The organism is Rhizobium arsenicireducens (assembly GCF_964021225.1).
In genome coordinates, this window is record NZ_CAXHYK020000001.1 from 983,247 (window position 1) to 1,007,598 (window position 24,352).

Annotated in this window: 22 protein-coding genes and 2 pseudogenes; 11 read left to right on the plus strand and 13 right to left on the minus strand. The window is 63.7% G+C overall.

The window, feature by feature from the left end:
- Positions 1 to 44: 44 nt before the first annotated feature.
- From cls to ligA, 3 genes are all read left to right on the plus strand, one after another.
- A complete protein-coding gene (gene cls, locus ACWPVA_RS04605) occupies positions 45 to 1,493 on the plus strand; it encodes a cardiolipin synthase (protein WP_454286557.1) in 1,449 nt (482 codons plus the stop codon).
- A gap of 115 nt (positions 1,494 to 1,608) precedes the next feature.
- Positions 1,609 to 2,424 (plus strand): endonuclease/exonuclease/phosphatase family protein, encoded by an 816-nt coding sequence (locus tag ACWPVA_RS04610; protein WP_454286558.1) that lies wholly within the window; start codon positions 1,609 to 1,611, stop codon positions 2,422 to 2,424.
- Between the two features lie 83 nt (positions 2,425 to 2,507).
- Positions 2,508 to 4,667: an NAD-dependent DNA ligase LigA gene (gene ligA, locus ACWPVA_RS04615; RefSeq protein ID WP_454286559.1), complete on the plus strand. Its 2,160-nt coding sequence runs from the start codon at positions 2,508 to 2,510 to the stop codon at positions 4,665 to 4,667.
- Between the two features lie 9 nt (positions 4,668 to 4,676).
- Here ligA and ACWPVA_RS04620 read toward each other — a convergent pair whose 3' ends face one another.
- The 3 genes from ACWPVA_RS04620 to ACWPVA_RS04630 all read right to left on the minus strand — a co-directional run bounded on the left by ACWPVA_RS04620 (position 4,677) and on the right by ACWPVA_RS04630 (position 8,372).
- On the minus strand, positions 4,677 to 5,087 hold the full coding sequence (locus ACWPVA_RS04620) for a TIGR02588 family protein (RefSeq protein ID WP_454286560.1): 411 nt from the start codon (positions 5,085 to 5,087) through the stop codon (positions 4,677 to 4,679).
- A gap of 7 nt (positions 5,088 to 5,094) precedes the next feature.
- Positions 5,095 to 5,964 (minus strand): TIGR02587 family membrane protein, encoded by an 870-nt coding sequence (locus ACWPVA_RS04625; protein WP_454286561.1) that lies wholly within the window; start codon positions 5,962 to 5,964, stop codon positions 5,095 to 5,097.
- A gap of 278 nt (positions 5,965 to 6,242) precedes the next feature.
- The gene (locus tag ACWPVA_RS04630; RefSeq protein ID WP_454286562.1) at positions 6,243 to 8,372 is read right to left on the minus strand and encodes a DEAD/DEAH box helicase; all 2,130 of its coding nucleotides are present in this window, start codon (positions 8,370 to 8,372) and stop codon (positions 6,243 to 6,245) included.
- Positions 8,373 to 8,631: 259 nt separating this feature from the next.
- On the opposite strand from ACWPVA_RS04630, the gene ACWPVA_RS04635 reads away from it, so the two are divergent.
- A complete protein-coding gene (locus ACWPVA_RS04635) occupies positions 8,632 to 9,243 on the plus strand; it encodes a 3'-5' exonuclease (protein WP_454289527.1) in 612 nt (203 codons plus the stop codon).
- Between the two features lie 49 nt (positions 9,244 to 9,292).
- Positions 9,293 to 9,781: a CreA family protein gene (locus ACWPVA_RS04640; protein WP_454286563.1), complete on the plus strand. Its 489-nt coding sequence runs from the start codon at positions 9,293 to 9,295 to the stop codon at positions 9,779 to 9,781.
- Positions 9,782 to 10,167: 386 nt separating this feature from the next.
- Here the strand turns inward: ACWPVA_RS04640 and ACWPVA_RS04645 are convergent, their stop codons facing one another.
- Together ACWPVA_RS04645 and ACWPVA_RS04650 are read right to left on the minus strand one after the other, a co-directional pair.
- Positions 10,168 to 10,632 carry a chemotaxis protein CheW gene (locus ACWPVA_RS04645; RefSeq protein WP_454286564.1) on the minus strand — a complete coding sequence of 155 codons (465 nt, stop codon included), beginning with the start codon at positions 10,630 to 10,632 and terminating at the stop codon, positions 10,168 to 10,170.
- A gap of 313 nt (positions 10,633 to 10,945) precedes the next feature.
- The gene (locus ACWPVA_RS04650) at positions 10,946 to 11,734 is read right to left on the minus strand and encodes a DUF2189 domain-containing protein (protein ID WP_454286565.1); all 789 of its coding nucleotides are present in this window, start codon (positions 11,732 to 11,734) and stop codon (positions 10,946 to 10,948) included.
- Between the two features lie 137 nt (positions 11,735 to 11,871).
- On the opposite strand from ACWPVA_RS04650, the gene ACWPVA_RS04655 reads away from it, so the two are divergent.
- The 3 genes from ACWPVA_RS04655 to ACWPVA_RS04665 all read left to right on the plus strand — a co-directional run bounded on the left by ACWPVA_RS04655 (position 11,872) and on the right by ACWPVA_RS04665 (position 13,780).
- Positions 11,872 to 12,030: a hypothetical protein gene (locus ACWPVA_RS04655; RefSeq protein ID WP_454286566.1), complete on the plus strand. Its 159-nt coding sequence runs from the start codon at positions 11,872 to 11,874 to the stop codon at positions 12,028 to 12,030.
- A gap of 135 nt (positions 12,031 to 12,165) precedes the next feature.
- The gene (locus tag ACWPVA_RS04660) at positions 12,166 to 12,765 is read left to right on the plus strand and encodes an SCO family protein (RefSeq protein WP_454286567.1); all 600 of its coding nucleotides are present in this window, start codon (positions 12,166 to 12,168) and stop codon (positions 12,763 to 12,765) included.
- 124 nt (positions 12,766 to 12,889) lie between these two features.
- Positions 12,890 to 13,780, plus strand: a complete 891-nt coding sequence (locus ACWPVA_RS04665) for a 50S ribosomal protein L11 methyltransferase (protein ID WP_454286568.1) — start codon at positions 12,890 to 12,892, stop codon at positions 13,778 to 13,780.
- A gap of 197 nt (positions 13,781 to 13,977) precedes the next feature.
- Here the strand turns inward: ACWPVA_RS04665 and ACWPVA_RS04670 are convergent, their stop codons facing one another.
- Positions 13,978 to 14,151 carry a hypothetical protein gene (locus ACWPVA_RS04670; protein ID WP_454286569.1) on the minus strand — a complete coding sequence of 58 codons (174 nt, stop codon included), beginning with the start codon at positions 14,149 to 14,151 and terminating at the stop codon, positions 13,978 to 13,980.
- A 296-nt stretch (positions 14,152 to 14,447) separates the two neighbouring features.
- Between ACWPVA_RS04670 and ACWPVA_RS04675 the strand changes: the two genes are divergently transcribed.
- A complete protein-coding gene (locus ACWPVA_RS04675; protein WP_454286570.1) occupies positions 14,448 to 16,289 on the plus strand; it encodes an aminopeptidase P family protein in 1,842 nt (613 codons plus the stop codon).
- Here the strand turns inward: ACWPVA_RS04675 and ACWPVA_RS04680 are convergent.
- On the minus strand, positions 16,274 to 16,585 hold the full coding sequence (locus ACWPVA_RS04680) for an AzlD family protein (protein WP_454286571.1): 312 nt from the start codon (positions 16,583 to 16,585) through the stop codon (positions 16,274 to 16,276). The genes ACWPVA_RS04675 and ACWPVA_RS04680 overlap by 16 nt on opposite strands.
- Positions 16,582 to 17,298 (minus strand): AzlC family ABC transporter permease, encoded by a 717-nt coding sequence (locus ACWPVA_RS04685; protein ID WP_454286572.1) that lies wholly within the window; start codon positions 17,296 to 17,298, stop codon positions 16,582 to 16,584. Before ACWPVA_RS04685 ends, ACWPVA_RS04680 begins: the two co-directional genes overlap by 4 nt.
- Before the next feature lie 150 nt (positions 17,299 to 17,448).
- On the opposite strand from ACWPVA_RS04685, the gene ACWPVA_RS04690 reads away from it, so the two are divergent.
- Positions 17,449 to 17,697 (plus strand): DUF2164 domain-containing protein, encoded by a 249-nt coding sequence (locus ACWPVA_RS04690; protein ID WP_454286573.1) that lies wholly within the window; start codon positions 17,449 to 17,451, stop codon positions 17,695 to 17,697.
- A 31-nt stretch (positions 17,698 to 17,728) separates the two neighbouring features.
- Here ACWPVA_RS04690 and panB read toward each other — a convergent pair whose 3' ends face one another.
- The 3 genes from panB to pncA form a co-directional block, all read right to left on the minus strand.
- Complete coding sequence (panB, locus tag ACWPVA_RS04695) at positions 17,729 to 18,556, minus strand: 3-methyl-2-oxobutanoate hydroxymethyltransferase (RefSeq protein ID WP_454286574.1); 828 nt, start codon at positions 18,554 to 18,556, stop codon at positions 17,729 to 17,731.
- Position 18,557: 1 nt separating this feature from the next.
- Positions 18,558 to 19,430, minus strand: coding sequence for a pantoate--beta-alanine ligase (panC, locus tag ACWPVA_RS04700; RefSeq protein WP_454286575.1), 873 nt, complete (start codon positions 19,428 to 19,430; stop codon positions 18,558 to 18,560).
- Positions 19,431 to 19,550: 120 nt separating this feature from the next.
- Positions 19,551 to 20,180: a bifunctional nicotinamidase/pyrazinamidase gene (gene pncA, locus ACWPVA_RS04705; RefSeq protein ID WP_454289528.1), complete on the minus strand. Its 630-nt coding sequence runs from the start codon at positions 20,178 to 20,180 to the stop codon at positions 19,551 to 19,553.
- Positions 20,181 to 21,050: 870 nt separating this feature from the next.
- Here pncA and ACWPVA_RS04710 point away from each other — a divergent pair.
- Positions 21,051 to 21,329, plus strand: coding sequence for a DUF6074 family protein (locus tag ACWPVA_RS04710; protein WP_454286576.1), 279 nt, complete (start codon positions 21,051 to 21,053; stop codon positions 21,327 to 21,329).
- A gap of 150 nt (positions 21,330 to 21,479) precedes the next feature.
- Here ACWPVA_RS04710 and ACWPVA_RS04715 read toward each other — a convergent pair.
- Positions 21,480 to 23,090, minus strand: a pseudogene (locus ACWPVA_RS04715) (ATP-dependent helicase); the annotation flags it as partial.
- Between the two features lie 174 nt (positions 23,091 to 23,264).
- Positions 23,265 to 24,179: pseudogene (locus ACWPVA_RS04720) on the minus strand (ATP-dependent helicase); the annotation flags it as partial.
- Positions 24,180 to 24,352: the final 173 nt, after the last annotated feature.

Here is a 24,352-nt window from a genome sequence, read left to right on the forward strand (position 1 = left end):
CGGTGATTGCATTCAATGACCAAACCTGTTTCCCTCGGTGCACGATGTTCGAAGCCCTGTCTCCCTATTGGCCGTATATTCTCGCTTTCCTGTCGGTGACGATGGGGGCGGCGGCGGCCATCCATGCGGCGATGACCAAGCGCGAGGTGCGATCGGCGATCGGATGGGTCGGCGTCATCGTTCTGTCGCCCTTGCTCGGCGCGCTGATCTATGCGGTCGCCGGGATCAATCGCATCCGCCGCAAGTCGCTGATTTCGCGCCGCGCGCTGCATCTCGATGAGCTGTGGCGGACGCTTTCGCACTATGGCGTGTCGCGCGATGAGGTGGTAGCGCGTTTCGGCAGCCGTATGGCCGGTCTGAAGACGCTCGGCGATCGGGTCGCCAAGCACGCGCTCTCCTCCGGCAACCGCATCGACCTGCTCGCTTCCGGTGCCGAGACCTATGCCGCCTTCTGCGCGGCAATCGACGGCGCGGAGCGCAGCATCGTCCTCGAGACCTATATTTTCGATCGCGATGCTGCGGGTTTGCGCGTTGCCGACTGCCTGATAGCCGCCCACCGGCGCGGCGTGGCGGTTCGCGTCCTCATCGATGCGGTCGGGGCCCGCTACAGCGTGCCGAGCATCATCGGCTATCTTACCGACGCCGGGGTCGAGGTTGCCGCCTTCAACGGCAAGGTCATCATGGGGCTCAGGCTTCCCTATGCGAACCTGCGTACGCATCGAAAGATCCTGGTGGTCGACGGTGCCATGGCTTTTCTCGGCGGGATGAATATCCGCGCGGCCTTCGAGGGCGACGAGGCGGCGCGCGACACGCATTTCCGTCTGACCGGCCCCGCGGTCGCCGACATATTCGCTGTGGCAGCCGAGGACTGGCATTTTGAAACGGGCGAGATCCTCAACGGCGAGATCTGGAATGTCGCGCCCTTTGCGGCAAAGCCCGGCACGCCAAGCTTCGTGCGCACGGTGGTCTCCGGTCCGGACACCAATCTCGAAACCAATCACAAGATGCTGATGGGTGCCTTCTCCGCGGCGGAGAAATCGATCCGCATCATGTCTCCCTATTTCCTGCCCGACAATATCCTGCTCGGAGCGCTGGCCACGGCGGCGCGGCGCGGGGTTACCGTCGACATTATCATCCCGGCACAGAACAATCTCGCCATCGTCAGCCATGCCATGGCCGCGCAGTTCGACCAGATCCTCAAGGACGGCAGCCGGATCTTCCGCGCCCAGGGACCTTTCGATCACTCGAAACTGCTCACCGTCGACGGCCAATGGGCCTTTGTCGGCTCGTCCAATCTCGATTCGCGCTCGCTCAGGCTCAATTTCGAAATCGACATCGAGGTCTTCGATCCGGCTTTCGCCGCGACGATCGAGGCGCGCCTGGATGCCGCCCTCGAAGATGCCGACCCTGTCTCGCTGGAGGAACTGCGCCAGCGTCCGTTCGTTTTCCGTCTGTTCGACCGTGTCCTTTGGCTCGGCTCGCCCTATCTATGATGGAGGCCTGTCTTTTTGAAATACTGCCGAGATCCAGAAACGGGCGTGGTTTTTTCCTCGTCACGCCTTATGCTCCGTTCACCGTCGGCAAGGGCGCAGTCTGCATGGAAATGAAATGACGAAGACCAGCCATACCCTGACCTCGGCGGCGCTCGCCGCGATCAAGAACCGGTCCAAGCGCATCCACAACCGATTGACGAGGGAAGAGCGGGACGGCTCAATGCTGGTCGCCTCCTACAACGTCCACAAATGTGTCGGCACCGACGGACGCTTCGATCCAGAGCGGATCATTGAGGTCATCCGCGAGATGGACCCGGACGTGATCGCCTTGCAGGAGGCCGATCAGCGCTTCGGCGAGCGGTCCGGCCTGCTCGACCTGCCGCGGCTGAGGCTGGAAACCGGGCTGATGCCGGTGCCGGTGCTGCACAAGCCGAAATCCCATGGCTGGCGCGGCAATGTCCTGCTGTTCAAGGAGGGCGTGGTGCGCGACGTTCATCAGGTGGCCCTGCCGGGGCTTGAGCCGCGCGGCGCACTGGTCGCGGAGATCGATATCGAGTTGCGCGAGGGACTGCGAATCATCGCCGCCCACCTCGGTCTCCTGCGCTGGGCGCGCCGCCAGCAGGCCGATACCATCCTCGACATCATCGGGCGGCGCGAGGAGCGGCCGACCTTGCTCATGGGCGATTTCAACGAATGGCGCCTCGGCCCCGGATCGGCGCTCACCCGTCTCGAATCGGTCTTCGGACCGCTGCCGGCCCCGATCCCCAGCTATCCGGCCCGTATGCCGGTGCTTTCGCTTGACCGGATCATGGCGAACCGGACCGATCTGATCGCCGAAATGGCGGTGCACGACACGCCGCTCGCCCGCAAGGCCTCCGATCACCTGCCGCTTCTGGCGCGGATCGACCTCGGCGCCGGCAGTCTGGCTTAAGCAATCCGTCTGGATACGCGACCACGGTTTTTCATCCGGAGAAATTCGGCTAAGACCGTCGAGTCACATTCGGAGCGGGGGCAATGGCAGAGCATATGATCGCAGTCGAGGATCTGAGCGAGGAGCAGGCGAGAGCCGAGCTTGAATGGCTGGCCGCGGAGATCGCCCGTCACGACGCGCTCTATCACGGCAAGGACCGGCCGGAGATCTCGGATGCCGACTATGACGCACTGAAGCGCCGCAACGACGCGATCGAGGCGCGCTTTCCAGCCCTCATCCGGCCCGACAGCCCGTCGCGACGTGTCGGCGCCGCGCCTTCGGTGACCTTCGCCCAGGTCGTCCACGCCCGGCCGATGCTGTCGCTCGACAACACCTTTTCCGACGAGGACGTCGCCGATTTTGTCGCCTCGGTCTACCGCTTCCTTGGACGCCTGCCGGACAATTCGATCGCCTTTACCGCCGAGCCGAAGATCGACGGTCTCTCCATGTCGATCCGCTACGAGAACGGCCGCCTCGTGACTGCGGCGACCCGCGGCGACGGCACGACCGGCGAAAACGTCACCGCCAATATCCTGACCATCCAGGAAATCCCGCGACAATTGCCGGCCGGTGCGCCGGCCGTGGTCGAGGTGCGCGGCGAGGTCTATATGGCGAAAAGCGCCTTCCTGGCGCTGAACGCGCAGATGGAGGCCGAGGGCAAGCCCCTTTACGTCAATCCGCGCAACACCGCATCCGGCTCGCTGCGTCAGCTCGATCCGAAGGTGACGGCCAGCCGCAAGCTGAAATTCTTCGCCTATGCCTGGGGCGAGATGTCGGACATGCCGGCCGACACGCAGATGGGCATGGTGGAGAAGTTCCGCGAATGGGGGTTCCCGGTCAATCCGCTAATGAAGCGGCTGACATCGACCGCCGAAGTGCTCGACCACTATCGCCAGATCGGCCTGATCCGCGCCGATCTCGACTATGACATCGACGGCGTCGTCTACAAGGTCGACCGGCTCGACCTGCAGGAACGCCTCGGTTTTCGCTCGCGTAGCCCACGCTGGGCGACTGCCCACAAGTTCCCGGCCGAACAAGCCTTCACTACCGTCGAGGCGATCGACATCCAGGTCGGCCGCACCGGAGCGCTCACCCCCGTCGCGCGGCTGGAGCCGATCACGGTCGGCGGCGTCGTGGTCACCAATGCGACGCTGCACAATGCCGACTACATCAAGGGCATCGGCAATTCCGGCGAGCGCATCCGCCCCGACGATCACGACATCCGTGTCGGCGACACGGTGATCGTTCAACGGGCCGGCGATGTGATCCCGCAGGTGCTCGACGTGGTGCTGGAAAAGCGCCCGGCCGGGGCCGAGCCTTACGCGTTTCCCACCAAGTGCCCGGTCTGCGGCAGCCATGCCGTGCGGGAGAAGAACGAGAAGACCGGCAAGCTCAATTCGGTCACCCGCTGCACCGGCGGCTTCGTCTGTTCGGCCCAGGCCAAGGAACACATCAAGCATTTCGTCTCGCGCAATGCCTTCGACATCGAGGGGCTGGGCACCAAACAGGTCAACTTCTTCTTCGAGGCCGAGGATCCGGCGATCCAGATCCGCACCGCGCCCGACATCTTCACCTTGAGGCGCCGGCAGGAAGCCTCGCCGCTGGTCAAGCTCGAGAACATCGAGGGTTTTGGCCGTGTCAGCGTTCGAAAACTGTTCGATGCGATCGACGCACGCCGCGAGATCGCCCTGCACAGGCTGATCTTCGCGCTCGGCATTCGGCATGTCGGCGAGACCACCGCCAAGCTCCTGGCGCGCTCCTACGGCTCCTACGGTGCCTTTGCCGAGGCGATGAAGGCGGCCGCGCCGATGTTCGGCGATGCCTGGAACGAACTCAACGCCATCGACGGCATCGGCGAGGTGGTCGCCGCCTCGATTGTCGAATTCTTCAAGGAGCCGCGCAATCTCGAAGTGGTCGACAGGCTGCTGCAGGAGGTGACCCCGATCGACGCCGAGGCGCCGGTCCTTAGCGGTAGCCCGGTCGCCGGCAAGACCGTCGTCTTCACCGGCTCTCTGGAAAAATTCACCCGCGATGAGGCAAAGGCGCGGGCCGAGAGCCTGGGCGCAAAGGTTGCCGGATCGGTGTCGAAGAAGACCGACTATGTCGTGGCCGGCGCCGATGCGGGCTCCAAGCTCGCCAAGGCGCAGGAGCTTGGCGTTGCGGTTCTGACCGAAGACGAGTGGCTGGCGCTGATCGGCGGGTGAGGGCGCCGTTCACGGATCGGTATAGCCGATCGCGCGGAGCGTCAGTTGGGCGCTGCCGGGATCGGTCGTGAACAGGATCGCGCCGCTCGACTGGGATTCGCCGGGCACGTAGTCGAAGGTGACGTCGACCGTCTCGACACTCTCTTCGCCCCGCACAAGTTCCCCGCGCACGACAACGGCCGCGGCTGTGGTATTGGCGCGATTCTCGATGTCGAAGGTGATGCGGTAGCCGCCCGTCATGCGCTCCATACCGGTCGCCTCGATGGCGAATTCCGGTGGTTCCATCCGCTCGCTCAGTGCATTCCAGCCGACATAGCCGATCAGCGTGGCGATGAGAGCAGCCGAGACGAAGCCGGTCAGCCACTCCATCCAGTGCGGATTGTCGGCTTCTGTGTGGTGGGGGTGATGGGAGGGGCTCATATCTTCCTCACAATATCAGCCGGGCGGCGGCGGCGCCAATCGCGGCGGGAAAGGCGAGCACGATGACGGCGAAGATCAGCGGGGTCAGGGCGGTGCCATCGACCTGCTCGAAGATCCACAGGGAGAACAGGCTGATCGTCAGCGCGATGACGTAGCCGGGCAGGGTGAAGCGGATCAGGGCGTGCCACCAGGGAGTCTCCGGCGAAAGCTCGTGGCCGCCCTCGAAGGACACCGCGTAGACGAAACCGTGCATCAGGGTGATCGACAGGAGAATGGTCGCGAGCGCGTGCCAAGCGGTCATCTTGTAGGAGAGTAGGATCATCTCCTCCGTCGGCGCGACGTTGAGCGAAAGGAACAGCGCGCCGACTGCCATGAGGAAAAGCTCGCCGAAATAGCTTGCCGGCCGCTTCCGCAATTCTGGCTTTTCGCACGCCTCGTCCTCGTCGCGGGTCAACTGGCTGCGGCCGAACATGGCGCCGATGCTGGCGGGAACGGCCTGCACGGCGATCTTGCCAAGCACCTCGCTTGCCGGCATGTCGGGCTTCAGCAGCCCGAACAGCGTGAGGATGAGGCCGCTCGCCGCAATGCCGATCCCGTAGGCGACGATCGCGTCGCGAAGATCTTCGCGCCAGCCGAAGGTTTCCTCGAAGCCGATGTGGTGGGAGAGGATGATCAGCAGCGGGAGGTTGATGATGAGAAGCAGGAACAGCTTGTCACGGCCGATGTAGAAGCCGAGCTGCCACATTTCCATCGTCATCAGCATGGGAAGGGCAAAGAGCAGGGCGCCGGCGAGCCCGCGCCCCATGCCGGCGAGAAAGGCTGTCCTTGCCTTACGTTGCCGGTCCGGATCGTGGCCCTGCACTGCAAAATCCGACATGCCGCCCCCGCTTCATTCTTGCGCGCTCGACAACGCCGAGGCGGGGCGATTGTTCCATGGCCGCTCTCGGCGGACGGCGGGGGGCGGGTCTGGCGATACGGACCACGGGGCAAGAGGTCGGCTCGGGATTCCCTCTGCCCGCCTGCTCGGAGAGGGTTGGGGTGAGGGGCAATTGCACGATCGCAGCCTTTGCCGCGCCGGGCGGGCGACGCGGCAAACGATAGGGCCCGCGCATGGGAATGCACGGGCCTTGCAATGACGTCACATGCGAGCGGAAATCAGCCCTTCGGCTTGAAGCTCTTCTTCTTCGCACCCGCTGCCGGGCCGCGATCGTCGAACTTGCCCTTGGGCTTGCCTGCATAGGCCGGCTTGTCACCCTTTGCTGCATAAGCGGGCTTGTCGTTCTTCGCTGCATAGACGGGCTTGTCGCCCTTGGGCTTTCCGGCCCAGTCAGGCTTGGCTGGCTTGTCGTAGGCGTTCGAGGCGCCCTTCGGCTTCTTCTTGAAGGCGGGCTTTTCACTGCTCCATTCGTCGCGGGCGGGCTTGGCCGGAACGTCGCCCCAGACTTCGGCATCGGCCTTGGCCAGGTCGTCGGGCAGGTTACGCGTCGCCGCCGGGGCGGGCTTGTCGGCCCAAGGCTTCTTGTCGTCTATGGCACGCTTATCGCCGTAGGGTTTCTTGTCTTCGTAAGGCTTCTTGTCGCCGAACGGCTTTTTCTCGGCAAATGGCTTGGCGTCGCGGGCCGGGCGCTCCTTCGGCGGGGCGTTGAAGTTCGGCGTGCCGTCGAGACGCTTGACGACGATGCCGCGCTCCAGCGTCTTGTTCGGGCCGAGGGCGGCGAGGAAGCCCTCGACGCCGTTTTCGGCGATCTCGACGAATGTCTCTTCCGGCTGCATCTTGATCGCGCCGATCACCGCCTTGGTGATGTTGCCGTTGCGGCACAGCATGGGGATCAGCCAGCGCGGCTCGGCATTCTGCCGGCGGCCGACCGAGAGCGAAAACCAGGTGCTGCCGCCGAAATCCGAACGCGGCTTGGTCGCGGCGCTCGATGGATTGGCATAGTCCGGCTCGCGGCGCTTGGCTCCGGCCTCCAGGTTGACCGGGATCAGGTCTTCCGGGGCGGAACGATTACCGCGCTGCAGGCGCAGGAAGGCGGCGGCCACCTGCTCGGCGCCGTGGGTCGCAAGCAGGGTGGCGATGAACGGGGCTTCGTCCTCGTTGATCTTCTCCGACAGGGCCGGATCGGCAAGCAGACGTTCGTCGTCGCGGGCCAGCACGTCGTCGGCCGACGGCGGCAGGACCCAGGTCGGCTGGACGTTGGCGCCGGCGAGCAGGCGTTCGGCCTTGCGCCTTGCGCTCATCGGCACGATCAGGGCGGACACGCCCTTGTTGCCGGCGCGACCGGTGCGGCCCGAACGGTGCAGCAGGGTGTCCGAATTGGTCGGCAGATCGGCGTGGATCACCAACTCGAGGCCGGGCAAGTCGATGCCGCGGGCGGCAACGTCAGTGGCGATGCAGACGCGGGCGCGGCCGTCGCGCATGGCCTGTAGCGCGTGGGTGCGTTCGTTCTGCGACAGTTCGCCGGACAGCGCCACGACCGAGAAGCCGCGATTGTGCAGCCGGGCCGTCAGGTGGTTGACGGCGGCGCGGGTCGAGCAGAACACGATGGCGTTGCGGGCTTCGTAGAAACGCAGCACGTTGATGATGGCGTTCTCGCGATCGGGATTGGCAACCGTCAAGGCGCGATATTCGATGTCGATATGCTGCTTCTGCTCCGACACCGTTGCGATGCGCTTGGCGTTGCGCTGGTAGCTCTTGGCCAGGTCTGCAATCGAGCGCGGCACGGTAGCCGAGAACATCAGCGTGCGGCGATCGTCCGGTGCGGCATCAAGAATGAATTCGAGGTCCTCGCGGAAGCCGAGGTCGAGCATTTCGTCGGCCTCGTCCAGCACCACGGCGCGCAGGCCGGAGAGGTCTAGTGCCCGGCGGGTGATGTGGTCGCGCAGGCGGCCCGGCGTGCCGACGACGATATGGGCGCCGCGCTCCAGCGCCCGGCGCTCGTTGCGCACGTCCATACCGCCAACGCAGGAGGCAATGACCGCGCCGGTCTTCTCATAGAGCCATTCCAACTCGCGCATGACCTGCATGGCCAGTTCCCGGGTGGGCGCGATGGCGAGCGCCAGCGGCGCGCCAGCGCGGCCGAAGCGGTCCTCGCCGGCCAGAAGCGTCGGCGCAATGGCAAGGCCGAAGGCAACCGTCTTGCCCGAGCCGGTCTGGGCCGATACCAGCGCGTCCGCGCCTTCGAGGTCCGGGTCGAGCATGGCCTGCTGCACCGGGGTCAGCGTCGCATAACCGCGCTTGGACAATGCCTCTGCGATCGGCGCCACGATGCCGTTGAATTCTGTCATGGAATTAAGTCTTTCGAATTGGATGTCTGGAGCGGGCCAATGCACCGCGCCCGCCGATTGCGGGTATGTTTGCGGTGTTCCTATCCGGCAAACGCTGAATTGTATAGGGGGAGCGCTGAAAAAGGCGAGAAATGCGGGCGAAGACGGGCGTTAGAGCCCGGTCGTCGGGCCGGGCCGCGAGGATATGTCGTGTTTGCCAAGCTTGCGGGGAAGCCTTATGACCCAGACAAGGACCATCGCATTCGGAGAATCGCCAGCCTTGAAAACCATTGCCATCGATTTCGAAACAGCGAGCGAAGAACGCGGCAGCGCCTGTTCGGTGGGGCTTGCCTGGATCGAGGACGGCGAAGTCGTTCGGGTCGAAGAGCGCCTGATCCGGCCGAAGTCCATGCGGTTCTCGCCCTTCAACATCGCCATTCACGGCATCCGTCCGGAGCATGTCGAGGATGCGGCCGAGTTTCCCGAGGTGATGGACGAGTTCGCCGAGGATTTCGCCGGTGCCATGATGATCGCCCATAATGCCGCCTTCGACTTTTCTGTCTGGCGCAGCGCCCTCGACGCTTATCGCCAGCCCTATCCGGAACTGTCCTATCTGTGCAGCGTCAAGATGGCCCAACGCATGTGGCCGGATCTCGGCTCGCATCGGCTGAACAGTCTCGCTGCCCATCTGGGCGTCAGCTTCCTGCACCACAATGCCGCCGAGGATGCGCGCGTCTGCGCGCTGGCCTCGATCGCCATGGCGCGTGAGGCGGGTGCTGCCCATCTCGCGGAACTTCCGGGCCTGATCGGCATTGCCGCCGGCCGGCTGTTCCGCGGCGGCTACGAGGCCTGCTCGGTGCGCCGCATCCGAAAGCGCGAGCCGGCCTTGTAAGGTCGCTTGCCGCGCTTATCTAGATTGCAGTCACCCCAGGAGATTTGCCATGTCGATCCGCTCCCTTGCGCTTTCCGCCACCGTCGCCCTTGCCGCCCTTGCCGCACCGGCCAGCGCTGAAGTGGTGGGGGAAGTCGGCGTCGACTGGGTCGGCAACGACATCGTCATCGAGGCGGTCAGGGACCCAAAGATCAAGGGTATCACCTGCCACGTCACCTATTTCGACCGGTCAATCATCGATCGGCTGTCAAAGGGGAACTGGTTCGAGGATCCGTCCAACAGTTCGATCGCCTGCCGTCAGACCGGGCCGATCGAGATCGGTGACATCGATCTTTCCAAGGACGGCGAGGAAGTGTTCCGCGAAGGCATGTCGCTGATCTGGAAGCAACTGGTCGTCAATCGCATCTACGACAAGGCGAACGATACGCTGATCTACCTGATCCACTCGCGACAGGTGGTGGATGGCTCGGCAAAAATGGCGATCTCGACCGTTCCGCTGTTCGACCAACCCGTCACCTGGACGAAGGGCAAGCCTTAAGCGCTTAGGATAGCAGGGGCTCTGGTTAACCGTTCCTTGCCGAAGTGGTGCGGTCTTGCCCAAAATTGGTCAGCCTGAGCTTGGCCAATTGTTCATTTTTTGCGGCGACGTCACTTTCGCTGCAGGCTAAAGTTTGGCAAGCTTGCAAAAGGCATCGGAAAACGAGTGCATCACCCCATGCGTTTGTTTGCTGTTCATGTCTTGCCAATCGAGGGGTTGCAGCCTCGAACTCCGAACAAGGTTGCGCTCCGGGCTTTCCATGGCCGGGGCGCAATTCGTTTCGGCGGGGGGCTTGTCGCGACAGTCAACCAAATCACATGCAAAAACGCCCCATAACCCCGCGTCAGCGGGGTCATGGGTGGGAAGATCGAAGGTATCAGGGGCGATCAGGCGGCCTGGGCAAGCTCGTCGGCGATAACCGTGTCGAGGTTGAGGAAGCAGACCATCGACTTCTCCAGCGCGACGATGCCGCGGCAGAAGGCGCGCTGTTCTTCAGGAATGATTTCCGGTGCCGGCTGCAGGTCTTCTCCCTTGATCGTCATCATGTCGGAAACCTGTTCGACCAGCAGGCCGACCAGCTTGCCGGCAATGTCGGTGACGATGATGGCGGCGCGCTCCGACGGTTCGGTCATCTTCATGCCGAGACGGCAGGCCATGTCGATGACCGGGATCACCGCGCCGCGCAGGTTGATGAGACCCAGCACGTAGGGCGGCGTATGCGGCATCGGGGTCACGGGCGCCCAACCGCGGATTTCGCGGATCGCCATGATGTCGATGCAGAATTCCTGCTCGGCGAGGTGAAAGGACACGATTTCCAGGTGATCGCCGGACTGCTTGATGGCATTGTTCATGTTCAAAACTTCCCAGTTTTAGACTGTGGTACCCTGGCTTGCGGCGCGGGCGACAGCATTTCGGTTGAATGTCCCTGCGACCTTGTCGACGCTCCCGCAGTCGGCAGATGCAGGGCGTCGACAATTCCGTTTGCATGCTGAGGCCAGGAAGATTGTTCAGCTGTTCCGGCGGACCTTATGTCCGAATGACCGATCCGGTCATCTCGCGATTGAACAATGGCAAATAGCCGTTAAGCAATGGATAATGTAGACGCGTCTCGCGCTGCGCGTCCGGAATCCGGGCGTCCTTTCCCTTGCCGACCGGCCGGGCATCTCAAACGGCAGAGATTGCCCGCCGATAGAGGTGCCAGGTTGCATGGCCGAGCACCGGCAAGGCGACGAGAAGGCCCGCAAAGAACGGCAGCAGGGAGAGGAATGCCGTCACCGCGACGACCAGACCGAAGACGAGCATCGGTGCGGGATTTTCGACGACCGTGCGGATGCTGGTCAGCATGGCCGTGACGAAATCGATGTCATGGTCGAGCAGCAACGGCATGGAGATGACGGTCAGCGAAAAGAGCACGGTGGCGATTACAGCGCCAACCACCGTGCCGACCAGCAGGAAGAATATGCCCTCGGGCGTGGTCGTCACCACCGTGACAAAGGCAGCAAGCGAGGCGGGGATCTTGAAGCCGAGGAAGAGGGCGAGCAGCAGCCGCACCTGGTAGATCCAGATCCAGAAAACGAAGAGGACCGCGAATGCCATCCAGGAGAGCTGGCGTTCCCGCTGCCGGAACACTTCGGTCAGCACGCCGCGCCAGCTGATCGGCTCGCCACGCTCGTGACGCCGGCTGATCTCGTAGAGACCGACCGCGACGAAGGGGCCGATCAACGGGAAGCCGATGGCAACCGGAATGATCATCCAGGGTTGATGGTAGAGGCTGAGCACGGTGACGATGAAAATGCCGCCGAGGACATAGATTCCACCGAAGAACAGGCCGAACATCGGATAGCGTCGAAAGTCCCCCATACCGTCGGCGAGTGCCCCCGTCACGTCCTTCATCTCAAGTCGATTGATCCGCATCTTGGGCTGCTGTGCCGCCGGAATGACCTGTTCCTCCATTCGTCCCTCCCAAGACATTCGGTTGAATCACAGAATGGATGCAGGCTGGCAGAAAATCCTTGTTATTCATCAAGTTTCTTGCGGTCGGCAAAAACTTTCCCCTTTCACAGGCGCAAGGCCCCCATTATGTATGGCGAATGGACCACATTGCGCCCAAGCCGCTGAATGCCTTGCTGATCGCCGCCCTGCTTGCCGGTGCGGGTCTGCTCTCTGCTGCCGTGTTTGCCGGCTGGATGCGATTCGGCGCTGATATTGTGCTGACCTACGCCGAGAACGGCCTCTCCTCCTGCCTCTAGGCCACATTTATGCCGGGCTCCTGGGACAAAACGGCGCGCCCGGACGCTGAAACGGCGAGTTGATTTGCACTTCGGCACGGATCGACGTATCCGCAGATACCTTCCTGCCGTCGTTCCAAAGGGATCTGACCTTCGATGAAGACTTTGCGCATTATTCTCTGGGCCGGCGTCGTCGTGCTTGCCGGCGTGCTCGGCTGGCTGACGCTGGCGGTCACCGACACCAAGGACAAGATCGCCGAGGCGCCGTTCGGCGTGCCGTTCACGCTTGTCGACCAGAACGGCCAGGCGATCACCGAGCAGGCCTTCCGCGGCAAGCCGACGGCGCTGTTCTTCGGTTTCACCCACTGCCCCGAGGTCTGCCCGACGACGCTGTTCGAGCTGAATGGCTGGCTGACCAAGGTCGATCCCGACAAGACGAAACTACAGGCCTATTTCGTCACGGTGGATCCGGAGCGCGATACGCCGGAAATGCTCGGCGGCTATATTTCGAACGTCACTGACCGCGTGATCGGCATTGCTGGCGATCCGGAAAAGGTGGGCGAGGTCGTCAAAGGCTTCCGCGTCTATGCCAAGAAGATCCCGCTCGACGAGAAGGATCCGAATGGCGACTACACCATGGACCACACCGCTTCGGTCTTCCTGCTCGACAAGGAGGGGCGTTTTGTCGGCACCATCTCCTATGGCGAGAATCCGGACGTGGCGATCAAGAAGCTCGAGAACCTCGCCAAGGGCTGACTGCGGACGCGTTCTGATTGCTCACCTGTTGCCATTGGCGGCGTCGCGTTGTACCGCAGGCGCCAGCGCCGGGCGGCGTTTCAGCGCGGTCCCGCTCTCTCCCTTTGCGACAGGATGACCGACCGTGAGTGAAATCCGCCTCTATGTAAGCACGACCGAAGCGCGGGCGACGGAAATCCTCGATCTGATGACGCTGTGCTTCGGTGAAGAGGATCTGGCGATTGCCACCACCGAGGTGGACGAGAAGAACGATGTCTGGGAAGCCTCCGTCTACATGATGACCGACGAGGAGGACGAGATCCGCGTCCGGCTCGAAGACCTGTTTGCCGTCGATTTTGCCGATCTCGCCATCGAGAGGGAAGTGCTGCCGGACATCGACTGGATCGCCAAGTCGCTCGAGGGGCTGAAGCCCGTCCGGGCAGGGCGGTTCATCGTCCACGGCTCGCATGACCGCGACAAGGTGCGGGTGAACGATCTGGCGATCGAGATCGAGGCCGGCCAGGCCTTCGGCACCGGCCATCACGGGACCACGGCCGGCTGCCTGGAGGTGATCGACGAGGTGGTGCGGTCGCGGAAGGTGCGCAATGCGCTGGACCTCGGCACCGGCAGCGGCGTCTTGGCGATCGCGGTGCGCAAGTTGAAGCACATCCCCGTGCTTGCAACCGACATCGATCCCGTCGCCGTGCGCGTCGCCAGAGAAAATGCACGCAGCAATGGCCTCATCGAGGGGATCGAGTTCCGCGTCGCGCCCGGTTTCCATTCGACCGCATTTGGCCAATACGGACCGTTCGATCTGATCATCGCCAATATTCTCGCCCGCCCGCTGATGAAGATGGCGCCGCAACTCGCCGTGCATCTGGCGCCCGGCGGCTCCGTTATTCTCTCGGGGATTCTCGCAAGCCAGCGCTGGAAGGTCATTGCCGCCTACAATGGAGCTGGCCTCGCGCATGTGAAGACCATCTGGCGCAATGGCTGGGTGACGCTCCATCTGCGGCACGGCCGAGGGCTGGTTTAAGGCCGGACTCTTTCGCGCTGCACAATTGCGCAAAATGCATGGCAGGCGCGCAACAGGAAATCAAAAAAGGCGGCATCCGGGATGCCGCCTTTTTCAGATCAGTTGCCTGATCGGGACCTGCGAGCTTTGGGAGGAGAGCTACCAGCAGGTATTTGATGTCGTTGCACTGCCTATTCCGCCTGTCCGGCAGTCGAGGCTCAGAAGGCCGAAGCGCGGATGCCCTTGCGGCGCAGTTCTTCGCGGGTCGTTCCCAGGTTTTTCAGGGTTTCGTCGTCGAGGTTCATCAAGGCGCCGTTGATGTAGCGGTTCGCCTGCAGTTCACGTGCTGCCACGAAGCGCTGAAAGGCATTGCGAAAGAAGGTGTTTGCCATTGCCATGTTCCTTGCAGTGGTTGCGATTACTTGTTCGTTAAATGCAATATAGGCGCTGCAAACGCTTTGAGTGATAGGGCTTGCTACATGGGTGTTATGCGTTTGGCGCATGAGTGGGGCATATTTTTGCCCATGTTGCCGATTGTTTGACCAGAAATTAGGCGCGATGCCTCTCTTGTGGCGCACTGCAGCATCAGTGAGGGCGCGGCGCGCCTGCGGGCTTTTGGAATGGTGCAGGATCGGCACGGCTTGCTATAAGGATCGTTCCAGATTCTAATCCCGAGGAAGCGCCTGCCATGTTCCAGTCATTCGATGTCACCTCTACCCCTGAGTTCGGCCGCGAGCGGGTCGAGGCGCTCCGGGCGCGATTTGACGAGCTTGGTATCGACGGTTTCCTTGTGACGCGCGCCGATGAATATCAGGGGGAATATGTGCCGGCATCCGCCGAGCGGCTGTCCTGGCTCACTGGTTTCACCGGATCGGCTGGCCAGGCGCTGATCACCACGGCAAAGGCGATCGTCTTCGTCGATGGACGCTATGTGACGCAACTGGCCGAACAGGTCGATCCCGCCGTTTTCACGCCGGGCGATCTGGTCGGCGAGCCGCCGCACAAGTGGATCGCCAAGCATGCGCACAAGGGCTTCCGTCTCGGCATAGATCCGTGGCTGCACACCGGCCAGGAGGTGCAGCGGCTGGAAAAGGCGCTCGCCGAGCAGGACGGTGCACTCATCGTCCTGCCCGCCAATCCGCTCGACGCGATCTGGACGGATCGTCCGGCCGAGCCGCTCGGTCCCGTCGTGATCCAGCCGATCGAATATTCCGGCGTGCTCGCCAAGGACAAGATCGCCACGATCGCCGCCGACCTTTCCGACAAGCAGGTCGAAGCGGCGCTGATTACCGATCCTTCGTCGATTGCCTGGATCTTCAACATCCGCGGCAGCGACGTGCCGCACACGCCGCATCCTTTGGCGCGGGCCATCATCAGGGCCGACGGGACGGCCGAACTCTTCCTCGACAAGCGCAAGACCGGTATCGAGGCGGAGGCCTATCTCGGCCAGCTGTGCAAGCAACTGGACCCGCGCATGCTGGTCGCGCATTTGGAAAAGCTCGCGGTCGAGGGCAAGCGCATCCTCGTCGACCCGGAACTTGCGCCCTTTGCCCTTGTCGAACTCATTCGCGGCCACGGCGGCACGGTCGTGCCGGGCGCCGATCCGGCGAAAATCGCCCGGGCGGTGAAGAACAGCGTCGAGCTCAACGGTTCGGCGGCGGCCCATCTGCAGGACGGCGTGGCAGTCGTCGAATTCCTGGCCTGGCTCGACGATCAGCATCCCGGCACCGTCACCGAAATCGAGGCAGCCAAGGCGCTGGAGGCGGCCCGGGCACGGGTCGGCGAGCGGATGCAGAACCCGCTCAAGGACATTTCCTTCGACACGATCGCCGGCGCCGGAGAGCATGGCGCGGTGATCCACTATCGCGTCACGACCACAACCGATCGCAGCCTCAATTCGGGCGAGCTATTCCTGATCGACAGCGGCGCGCAATATGTCAACGGCACGACCGACATTACCCGTACGCTTGCGATCGGCGCCGTGTCCGACGAGCAGAAACGCTTCTTCACGCTGGTGCTGAAGGGCATGATCGCCATCAGCACCGCGCGCTTTCCCAAGGGTACGCGCGGCTGCGATCTCGATCCGCTGGCGCGGATCGCGCTGTGGAAGGCCGGTGCCGACTTCGCCCACGGAACGGGCCACGGCGTCGGCTCCTTCCTCTCGGTGCACGAAGGGCCGCAGCGCATCTCGCGGCTTTCCACCCAGGAACTGCTGCCCGGCATGATCCTGTCCAACGAGCCCGGCTACTACCGGCCCGGCGCCTTCGGCATCCGCATCGAGAATCTCGTCTATGTCCGCGAACTGGAGCCGGTCGAGGGTGGCGATATGCCGATGATGAGCTTCGAGACGCTCACCTATGTGCCGATCGACAAGTATCTTGTCGTCACGGATTTGCTGACGGACGAGGAACTGCGCTGGCTCGACGATTACCATGCCAAGACCCGCGAAGAGCTGATGCCGCTGGTACACGACGCGAAGGCCAGGGCCTGGCTGGAGCGCGTGACGGAGCCGTTTCAGCCGACCAGGTGACGCATGATCATCACGGCGATCCAGCCGCCGATCAGCATGGGGATGGAGGAAAAGCCGAGGCCGATCGCCAGCGACACCGCCATGGCGACCTTGACGTCGATGCCGCCGGAGAAGAAGGCCGGGGCGACGAGCGTGGTGAGGACTGCGGCCGGCACGGCGTTGAGCGCCGCATCGACGCGCGGCGGCACGCTCTTCAGCCGGCTGATCAGCAGATAGCCGCCGATCCGCGTCAGGTAGGTGGCGGCCGCGCCGGCGAGGATCAGCAGGGTCATGTAGGGCGTGAAGAGCTCGCTCATGCCTTGATCTCCGCTTCGGCGCCGTCGGCGGCTTTGGCGGCCTTCGGTGGCAGGAGCGCGGCGAGAAGGACACCGGCAAGCGCCCCGATGCTGACATGCCACGGCGAGCCGACCACCTGCTGGGCGAGAACCGAGACCAGGGCGCTGACGAGGACCACGGCGAGAAAATTCGAACGCTTGCGGAAACCGAACACCAGTCCCATGAAATAGATCGGCAGAAGGACGTCGAAGCCAAGCGATTTCGGGTCGCCGATGAGCTTGCCGAAACCGGCGCCGATCGCGCTGACGCCGACCCAGCCGACATAGATCGTCGTGGCAAAACCCATGTACCAGGCAAAGGACACGCTTCGTCCGGTCTCTCCGCGTGTCAGTGTCTGGGCAAATTGCGGGTCGGTCAGCAGGAAGAACGAAAGTGCCTTCTGGGCCGGCGAAAAATGGGTGATGAAGGGCGTGATCGCCGCCGAATAGAGGATGTGGCGGAAGTTGACGGCGAAGATCGACAGCACGATGACCCAGACGGGCACGGAATGGCCGAACAATTCGATACCGACCAGCTGGCTTGCGCCGGCGAAAATGATCGCGCTCATCAGCGTTGCCTCGGCGACCGTCTGGCCGTTGCTGACGGCGATGGCGCCGAAAAGGGCTGCAAAGGGGATCGTGGAGACGAGGATCGGCACGCTGCCGCGCAGGCCCTCGGTATAGTCGGAATTCATCTTGCGTCCTACCCTGTTTTGTTAGGAGCCAATAGAGCCAAGCCCTTTGCATCGCAAACAAATAAGCCTGATGGATCGATTGATTCCCCTGACATGTCGCCTTAGTTTGCTACCTTCCGGGACGATGGGGACAACACAAGGAACGGACCTTTGCCGAAACTCGATTTTTCCAGTGAAGATCAAGCGGCGATCGTTGCGCGGGTGAGGGATTATTTCCTTTCCGAATTCGAACTCGACGTCGGGCGCTTCGAGGCGGAAGGCATGTTGGAGTTTTTCGCGGGCGAGATCAGCGCGCATTTCTACAACCGCGGCCTCTACGACGCCCAGGCCGTCATCACCAACCAGATCGAAGCGATCAACGACGCGATCTACCAGCTCGAGCAGTCGCCCAGCACCTGAGCCCCGGGGTCTGCCGGGTCTGCTATGTCTGCTATTTCTTCGGCCGGACCTGGAACGTATGTTCCGGGCCGGGGAAGCTGCGAGCGCGGACTTCCGTCGCATAGTCTTCCGCCGCCTTTGAGATCACAGCCGCGAGGTCGGCGAAATGCTTGACGAAGCGCGGCTTGAAATCGTTGAACAGGCCGAGCATGTCGTCCGAAACCAGAACCTGGCCGTCGCAGGCAGGTGAGGCGCCGATGCCGATGGTGGCGGCGGCGACCGAGCCGGTGATCTCGCGGGCGAGTGGCTCGACCGTTCCCTCGATGACGATGGCGAATGCGCCGGCCTCGTCGATGGCGCGGGCATCCCGCCGGATCTTGTCGGCTTCCTTATCGCTATGGCCCTTGGAGCGATAGCCGCCGGCGGTGTTGACCTGCTGCGGCATCAGTCCGACATGGCCGAACACCGGCACGCCGCGCGAGACGAGGAAGGCGACGGTTTCGGCCATTTCCTCGCCGCCCTCGAGCTTGACGCCGTCGCAGCCGGTTTCCTTCAGGATCCGGGCAGCGGTGCGGAAGGCCTGTTCCTTCGATTCCTGATAGGCGCCGAACGGCAGGTCGACGATGACGCAAGGGCGGCTGGCGCCCCGCATGACAGCCTGGCCATGGGCGATCATCATCTCGACGGTGACGCCGACCGTGGTATCCATGCCGTAGAGCACCATGCCGAGGCTGTCGCCGACCAGCAGCAGGTCGCAATGCGGATCGAAGAGCCGTGTCATGGGCGTGGTATAGGCGGTAAGGCAGACGGCGGGGCGGACGCCCTTGAGGGCGGTGATGTCGGCCGGCGTCAACCGCTTCTGGCGGGGCGGTGTGCTCATGTCAGGCGGCCTCCATGCCGTTTTCGGATTGAATGTCGATCACCCGGTTGTCGAGCAGCTTCGTCTGGCCGATGCGCACGTAGAGCAGCAAGAGGACCGGGCCGGAGACGGTGTCGATCTCGGCGAGGGTCTCGGGGTGGCGCAGGGCGACCACCTCGGGCTCAGCCAGTGGCTCGGCGCGGATGAATTGGGCGATCTGCGCCTCGAGCGTTGCGACGTCGTCAAGGCCGGAGCGGATCAGCCGGGCGGCCTGGTCGAGCGCCCTTGGCAGGATGACCGCAGCGGCGCGCTGTTCGGGACTGAGATAGACATTGCGCGAGGAACAGGCGAGGCCGTCGGCCTCGCGCACGGTCGGGACGGCCACGACGCGGACCGGCTGGGCGAGGTCTTCCACCATGCGGCGGACGATCGCCACCTGCTGGTAATCCTTCTCGCCGAAATAGGCGGCGTCGGGCTGGACGATGTTGAAGAGCTTGGTAACGACGGTGGCGACGCCGGCGAAATGGCCGGGGCGGGCGGCGCCTTCCAGTTCCGAGCCGAGCTTCGGTACGTCAACCACGGTTTGCATCGGCCGGGGATACATGTCGGCAACGCCGGGGGCGAAGAGGACATCGACGCCAGCCTGTTCGAGCAGGGTGCTGTCGCGCTGAAGGTCGCGGGGATATTTCGCAAGGTCCTCATTGGCGCCGAATTGCAGCGGATTGACGAAGATCGAGACGACGGTCACCGCGTTTTCGGCCTTCGCCCGGCCGACCAGCGCGAGATGTCCCTCGTGCAGGTAGCCCATGGTCGGCACGAAGCCGATCGCGCGGCCGGCACGACGGTGGGGGCCAAGGCGCTCCCTCAGTTCGGCGATGGTGGTGACTGTCTCCATATCGGTCCTCCGCAATACCCTATGGCGCGCCGGTCCCCTAACGTGGATGGGCGGGGAAATCAATCGGCCGAAGGGGGAAGGGCGTTTTCGGGCGTGGCCGGATGGCTTCTCCAGGATAGCTCAACCGCCGAGGATATCTTTGCTCGAGACGATCGAAACGCCGGCCGCGCGCATCTCTTCGATCGCTGCCGTGACGCCTTGCGGGTCGATGCCGCGCGAGCCGTCCTCGATGAAGCGGACCTTGACGCCGGGCAGCATGTCGATGGCGTCGAGCGCCGAGAATTTCACGCAGTAATCGGTGGCAAGACCCATGACATCGAGTTCGGTGACGCCTTTTTGCCTGAGGTAGCCGGCAAGCCCGGTGAGCGCGGCCCGGTCGTTGTCGCGGAAGGCGGAATAACTGTCGACGGCAGGGTTCTCGCCCTTCTTTTGTATGTGGGCTATGGCCGAGAGGTCGAGACCGGGATGAAACTCGGCGTCCGAGGTGTCCTGTACGCAGTGGTGGGGCCACAGCACCTGCGGCTTGCCGGAGAGTTCGCCCATGTCGAAGGGTTTGGCGCCGGGATGCTGCGAGGCGAAGCTGCCGTGATTGACGGGATGCCAGTCCTGCGAGGCGACGACAAGGTCGTAGCGGCCGTCCTTCATCAGCGCATTGGCGACGGGCACGACCTGATCGCCGTCGGCGACCGGCAGATTGCCGCCCGGGCAGAAGCCGTTCTGGATGTCGATCAACAGCAGGGCCTTCGTCATGGTCATCGTCCTTTCATTCGGATGCAAGATGGCAAGGGGGCGCGGCGGGATCAAGGGGCGAGATCGACGCGGGGCGGCCCCTTGCCCAGCCGGAAACGCCGGCCAGGCCTTCGCCCTCCGGTTTCGCTCGCATTTCCTTGTGCTCAAGGTCAACTTGAGCGGACGGGGCGCCTCAGGCTGCCTCGTAAGGTAAAAAACAAATGACACCCTGCGGCGCCCCGTTCGGCGGTTTTTGCCCGCGACTTCGATCTCTCTGCGGCGCCGGCCCTTGCCGGGGATTTTTCAGGCAGGCCCGGCTTTTCACCGGCGGACGCCCGCACACCCTCGACAACCCGGTCTTACCACCATGCCACGCCACACAGGCGCTCCCGGCGCGCTGTCAGGGCCGGCAAGGGTTTGGGCTGTCCAAAGCCTTCACCCTTGCCCCCACGTCGCCAGGGGGAGACCATTTTCCGCGGACCCGGAGCCTGGGATCTTGCGTCTCTCCCCCAAACCCCGCGCCGGCCCCGCCTCGCCACAACGCCTTGTGGTGTATCCGCGACGGAACGCGATGAGTTTAGATCGAGGCGAGAGGGCGGGGATGAATGAAGGAGGCCAGCGCTGAATTTGTTGTCGTTTCCGGTTTTTTCATCCCCGGATTTGGGGCGATGGCGGGGAGGCGGCGCCTGCGGCCGGACGCTTCGAGGCCCTCGCGTTGCCCGGACACCTCAGCGTGAGGCGTGTTTGCGACGACTTTCGGCAGGCGGGCGGGCCTCCGGGCGCGAATGCCTGGCGTGTGTCTTTCCCTTTGCGAGACTTCGGACGTCGGGCGAAACGGAACATTAACCACGTTGATTCTAAAGGTGTTTTGTCAACGTGAGGATGTAACGCATGAGTAACGACGCCATGATCGGCCAAGCCACCCCGTCCATTGCCTTCTTTCCGCTCGCCAGCCGCCGCGACCTCGTTCGCCGCTCGGCCGTGGAACTCGACAATTGCCATGGCCCGGCCGCCGTCGATTTCTGGCGCACGACGTGCCGGGCGCTCGGTGCCGAACTTCTGGCGCTCGGCTGCCCGGAAGAGGAGATGCGGGCCGAGATCATGGATTTCCAGGCCGCCGTTCAGATGGAACTGATGTGGTTGCATCGGGGGCAAGAGGCGCGGGGGTGAGGTTTTCCGAGATCGGCGCGGACGCGTTTGTGTCGGCCTGTTTCCAGTCGGGCGTCTCGGGGCCGGTTAGCGTTCGATCTCCCCCTTGAGGGGGAGATGCCCGGCAGGGCAGAGGGGGTAGCCCAAAGCGCAGTCCGGGTGATGCCTCCCTCAAACCCTCTCCACAAACCCGTCCAGCACGCGCTTTTCGCCGGCGCGGTCGAAATTGATGGTCAGCTTGTTGCCCTCGATCGACGAAATATTGCCGTTGCCGAACTTGATGTGGAAGACGCGGTCGCCGACGGTGAATCGCGAAGGTTCTGTGGTGGTGGACTTGGCCACCAGTTCGCCCTCGATAGTGCGGGCCTTCGGGCCTGACTCGCCATAGCCGATGCGCTCGACGGCGTGGCCGGAGCGGTTGCCCCAGTTGTCGCGGGTGGCGTCCGACTTGTTGGCCTGGGCGCGTTTCCAGCCGGGGGTGGAATAATTGTTGGCGAAGGGATCGGCCTTGTCGAAGCGCGACTGGCCGTAGCCGCCGCGACCGTAGCCGCCATAGTTCTGTTCGCTTTCGGCAACATCGACATGGGTGACCGGCAGTTCGTCGAGGAAGCGCGACGGCATGGTCGATTGCCAAAGGCCATGGATGCGGCGGTTGGAGACGAACCAGATGTGGCAGCGACGCTTGGCGCGGGTGATGCCGACATAGGCGAGGCGGCGTTCCTCCTCGAGGCCGGAGCGGCCGCCTTCGTCGAGCGAGCGCTGGTGGGGAAAGAGGCCTTCCTCCCAGCCGGGCAGGAAGACCGTCTCGAATTCCAGCCCCTTGGCCGAATGCAGCGTCATGATCGACACGGCGTCCATCTCGGCATTCTGCTCGGTGTCCATGACCAGCGAGACGTGTTCGAGGAAGCCGCGCAGGCTCTCGAAGGCCTCCATCGAGCGGATGAGTTCCTTGAGGTTTTCCAGCCGTCCCGGCGCTTCGGCCGACTTGTCGTTCTTCCACATGTCGGTATAGCCCAACTCTTCGAGGATCTGCTCGGCAAGCTCGGTATGGGGTACCGTTTCAAGCAGTTCCGACCAGCGGCGGAAGTGTTGAATCACGTCGAACAGCGCCTTGCGGGCCTTGGGCTTGACCTCGTCGGTCTCGATCAGGTCGACGGCCGCGGCCAGCATAGGCACGTCGCGGGCACGGGCATAGTCATGCAGCGTGCGGATGGTGGTGTCGCCGAGGCCCCGCTTCGGGGTGTTGACGATGCGCTCGAAGGCGAGGTCGTCGGCCGGCTGGCAGACCAGGCGGAAGTAGGCCATGGCATCGCGGATCTCGAGCCGCTCGTAGAAGCGCGGGCCGCCAATGACGCGGTAGTTGAGGCCGAGGGTCACGAAGCGGTCTTCGAACTCGCGCATCTGGAAGGAGGCGCGCACCAGGATCGCCATGTCGTTGAGAGCGTGCTTCCTGCCGTCGGCATCGCCGCGCTGCAGCCGTTCGATCTCCTCGCCGACGGCGCGGGCTTCCTCTTCACTGTCCCAGGCGGCGTGCACCACCACCTTCTCGTCGTCCGGGTTCACCCGGTCGGTGAACAGCGTCTTGCCGAGGCGACCTTCATTGTGGGCGATCAGGTGGCCGGCAGCGCCGAGGATATGCTCGGTCGAGCGGTAGTTGCGCTCCAGCTTGATGACCTTGGCGCCGGGAAAGTCCTTTTCGAAGCGCAGGATGTTGTCGACCTCCGCGCCGCGCCAGCCATAGATCGACTGGTCGTCGTCGCCGACGCAGCAGATGTTGACGGTGGCGCTGTCAGAAGAAGACCCCTCCCCAACCCCTCCCCACAAGGGGGAGGGGCTTTGCTGCCGCGCCGCCCCGTCTGGTCCAGCAGATAGGCCGCCAGCGGATTGATCGTTGAACGAGGTTGCCAGGGGCGACGCGTTGGAAGGAGAGGTTGGACCGTTCCGCGCGGGAAGTCCCTCCCCCTTGTGGGGAGGGGTTGGGGAGGGGTTTTTCTTGCCCGGCCGCTGTGCCAGCAGCCTCAGCCACATGTACTGCGCGGTGTTGGTGTCCTGGTACTCGTCGACCAGGATGTATCTGAAGCGCTCGTTATAGTCTTTCAGGATGTCCGGATTGGCGCGGAGCAGGCGGATCGGGTGGAGCAGCAGGTCGCCGAAGTCGCAGGCGTTCAAGGTCTTCAGGCGGTTCTGGTAGGCGGCGTAGAGTTCGCGGCCGCGACCGTTGGCAAAGGCGCGGGCGTCGCCCTCGGGGATCTGCGAGGGATCGAGGCCCTTGTTCTTCCAGCCGTCGATCATCTGGGCGAACTGCTTGGCCGGCCAGCGCTTGTCGTCGATGCCCTCGGCCTGGATGATCTGCTTGATCAGGCGGATCACGTCGTCGGTGTCGAGAATGGTGAAATCGGAGCGCAAGCCCACCATTTCGGCATGGCGGCGCAGGATCTTGACGCCGATCGAATGGAAGGTGCCGAGCCAGGGCATGCCCTCGACGGCGCCGCCGACGAGCATGCCGATGCGCTCCTTCATCTCGCGGGCGGCCTTGTTGGTGAAGGTCACGGCAAGGATCTGGCTGGGGAAGGCGCGGCCGGTGGCCAGGATATGGGCGATGCGGGTGGTGAGCACGCGGGTCTTGCCGGTGCCGGCACCGGCCAGCACCAGGACCGGGCCGTCCAGGGTTTCCACGGCTTCGCGCTGTTCCGGATTGAGGCCGGCGAGATAGTCAGGCACACGGGCCTGGTCGCGCGCCGCCATGGCGCGGGCGGCGAGCCCCAGGCCGCCGGCGGCGGGTGTGGAGGCGGGGGCACGGCCTTCGGCGGGCTTGCGCGGGGCGGGTTCCTCGTCGTCGAAGAAGGGTATGTCGTCAAAACCGTCAGTCATGCGGCCAATGTAGTGATTCGGATCGGAAAGGCCAGAAAAGATGTTCTCCTTTCATTCCGAATAGGCTGCTATCCGCAGGCAATCGCCGTTCTTTGTCAGTTCGGGGCGCCGCCGTCCAAGGCGGGGTGCCGAGGGCTCCGTGCCCGCGTGTGCACGCGGGTTGGCGGATGACA

What these genes read in the sequence shown, in the direction of transcription:
- ACWPVA_RS04710 (WP_454286576.1), top strand. Translation starts at nt 21,051, where the DNA reads ATGAGTAACGACGCCATGATCGGCCAAGCCACCCCGTCCATTGCCTTC.
- ACWPVA_RS04625 (WP_454286561.1), bottom strand. Translation starts at nt 5,964, where the DNA reads ATGTCGGATTTTGCAGTGCAGGGCCACGATCCGGACCGGCAACGTAAG.
- ligA (WP_454286559.1), top strand. Translation starts at nt 2,508, where the DNA reads ATGGCAGAGCATATGATCGCAGTCGAGGATCTGAGCGAGGAGCAGGCG.
- panB (WP_454286574.1), bottom strand. Translation starts at nt 18,556, where the DNA reads ATGAGCACACCGCCCCGCCAGAAGCGGTTGACGCCGGCCGACATCACC.
- ACWPVA_RS04680 (WP_454286571.1), bottom strand. Translation starts at nt 16,585, where the DNA reads ATGAGCGAGCTCTTCACGCCCTACATGACCCTGCTGATCCTCGCCGGC.
- ACWPVA_RS04640 (WP_454286563.1), top strand. Translation starts at nt 9,293, where the DNA reads ATGTCGATCCGCTCCCTTGCGCTTTCCGCCACCGTCGCCCTTGCCGCC.
- cls (WP_454286557.1), top strand. Translation starts at nt 45, where the DNA reads ATGTTCGAAGCCCTGTCTCCCTATTGGCCGTATATTCTCGCTTTCCTG.
- ACWPVA_RS04655 (WP_454286566.1), top strand. Translation starts at nt 11,872, where the DNA reads ATGGACCACATTGCGCCCAAGCCGCTGAATGCCTTGCTGATCGCCGCC.
- ACWPVA_RS04630 (WP_454286562.1), bottom strand. Translation starts at nt 8,372, where the DNA reads ATGACAGAATTCAACGGCATCGTGGCGCCGATCGCAGAGGCATTGTCC.
- ACWPVA_RS04670 (WP_454286569.1), bottom strand. Translation starts at nt 14,151, where the DNA reads ATGGCAAACACCTTCTTTCGCAATGCCTTTCAGCGCTTCGTGGCAGCA.
- ACWPVA_RS04685 (WP_454286572.1), bottom strand. Translation starts at nt 17,298, where the DNA reads ATGAATTCCGACTATACCGAGGGCCTGCGCGGCAGCGTGCCGATCCTC.
- ACWPVA_RS04660 (WP_454286567.1), top strand. Translation starts at nt 12,166, where the DNA reads ATGAAGACTTTGCGCATTATTCTCTGGGCCGGCGTCGTCGTGCTTGCC.
- ACWPVA_RS04620 (WP_454286560.1), bottom strand. Translation starts at nt 5,087, where the DNA reads ATGAGCCCCTCCCATCACCCCCACCACACAGAAGCCGACAATCCGCAC.
- ACWPVA_RS04610 (WP_454286558.1), top strand. Translation starts at nt 1,609, where the DNA reads ATGACGAAGACCAGCCATACCCTGACCTCGGCGGCGCTCGCCGCGATC.
- ACWPVA_RS04675 (WP_454286570.1), top strand. Translation starts at nt 14,448, where the DNA reads ATGTTCCAGTCATTCGATGTCACCTCTACCCCTGAGTTCGGCCGCGAG.
- ACWPVA_RS04645 (WP_454286564.1), bottom strand. Translation starts at nt 10,632, where the DNA reads ATGAACAATGCCATCAAGCAGTCCGGCGATCACCTGGAAATCGTGTCC.
- panC (WP_454286575.1), bottom strand. Translation starts at nt 19,430, where the DNA reads ATGGAGACAGTCACCACCATCGCCGAACTGAGGGAGCGCCTTGGCCCC.
- ACWPVA_RS04650 (WP_454286565.1), bottom strand. Translation starts at nt 11,734, where the DNA reads ATGGAGGAACAGGTCATTCCGGCGGCACAGCAGCCCAAGATGCGGATC.
- pncA (WP_454289528.1), bottom strand. Translation starts at nt 20,180, where the DNA reads ATGACGAAGGCCCTGCTGTTGATCGACATCCAGAACGGCTTCTGCCCG.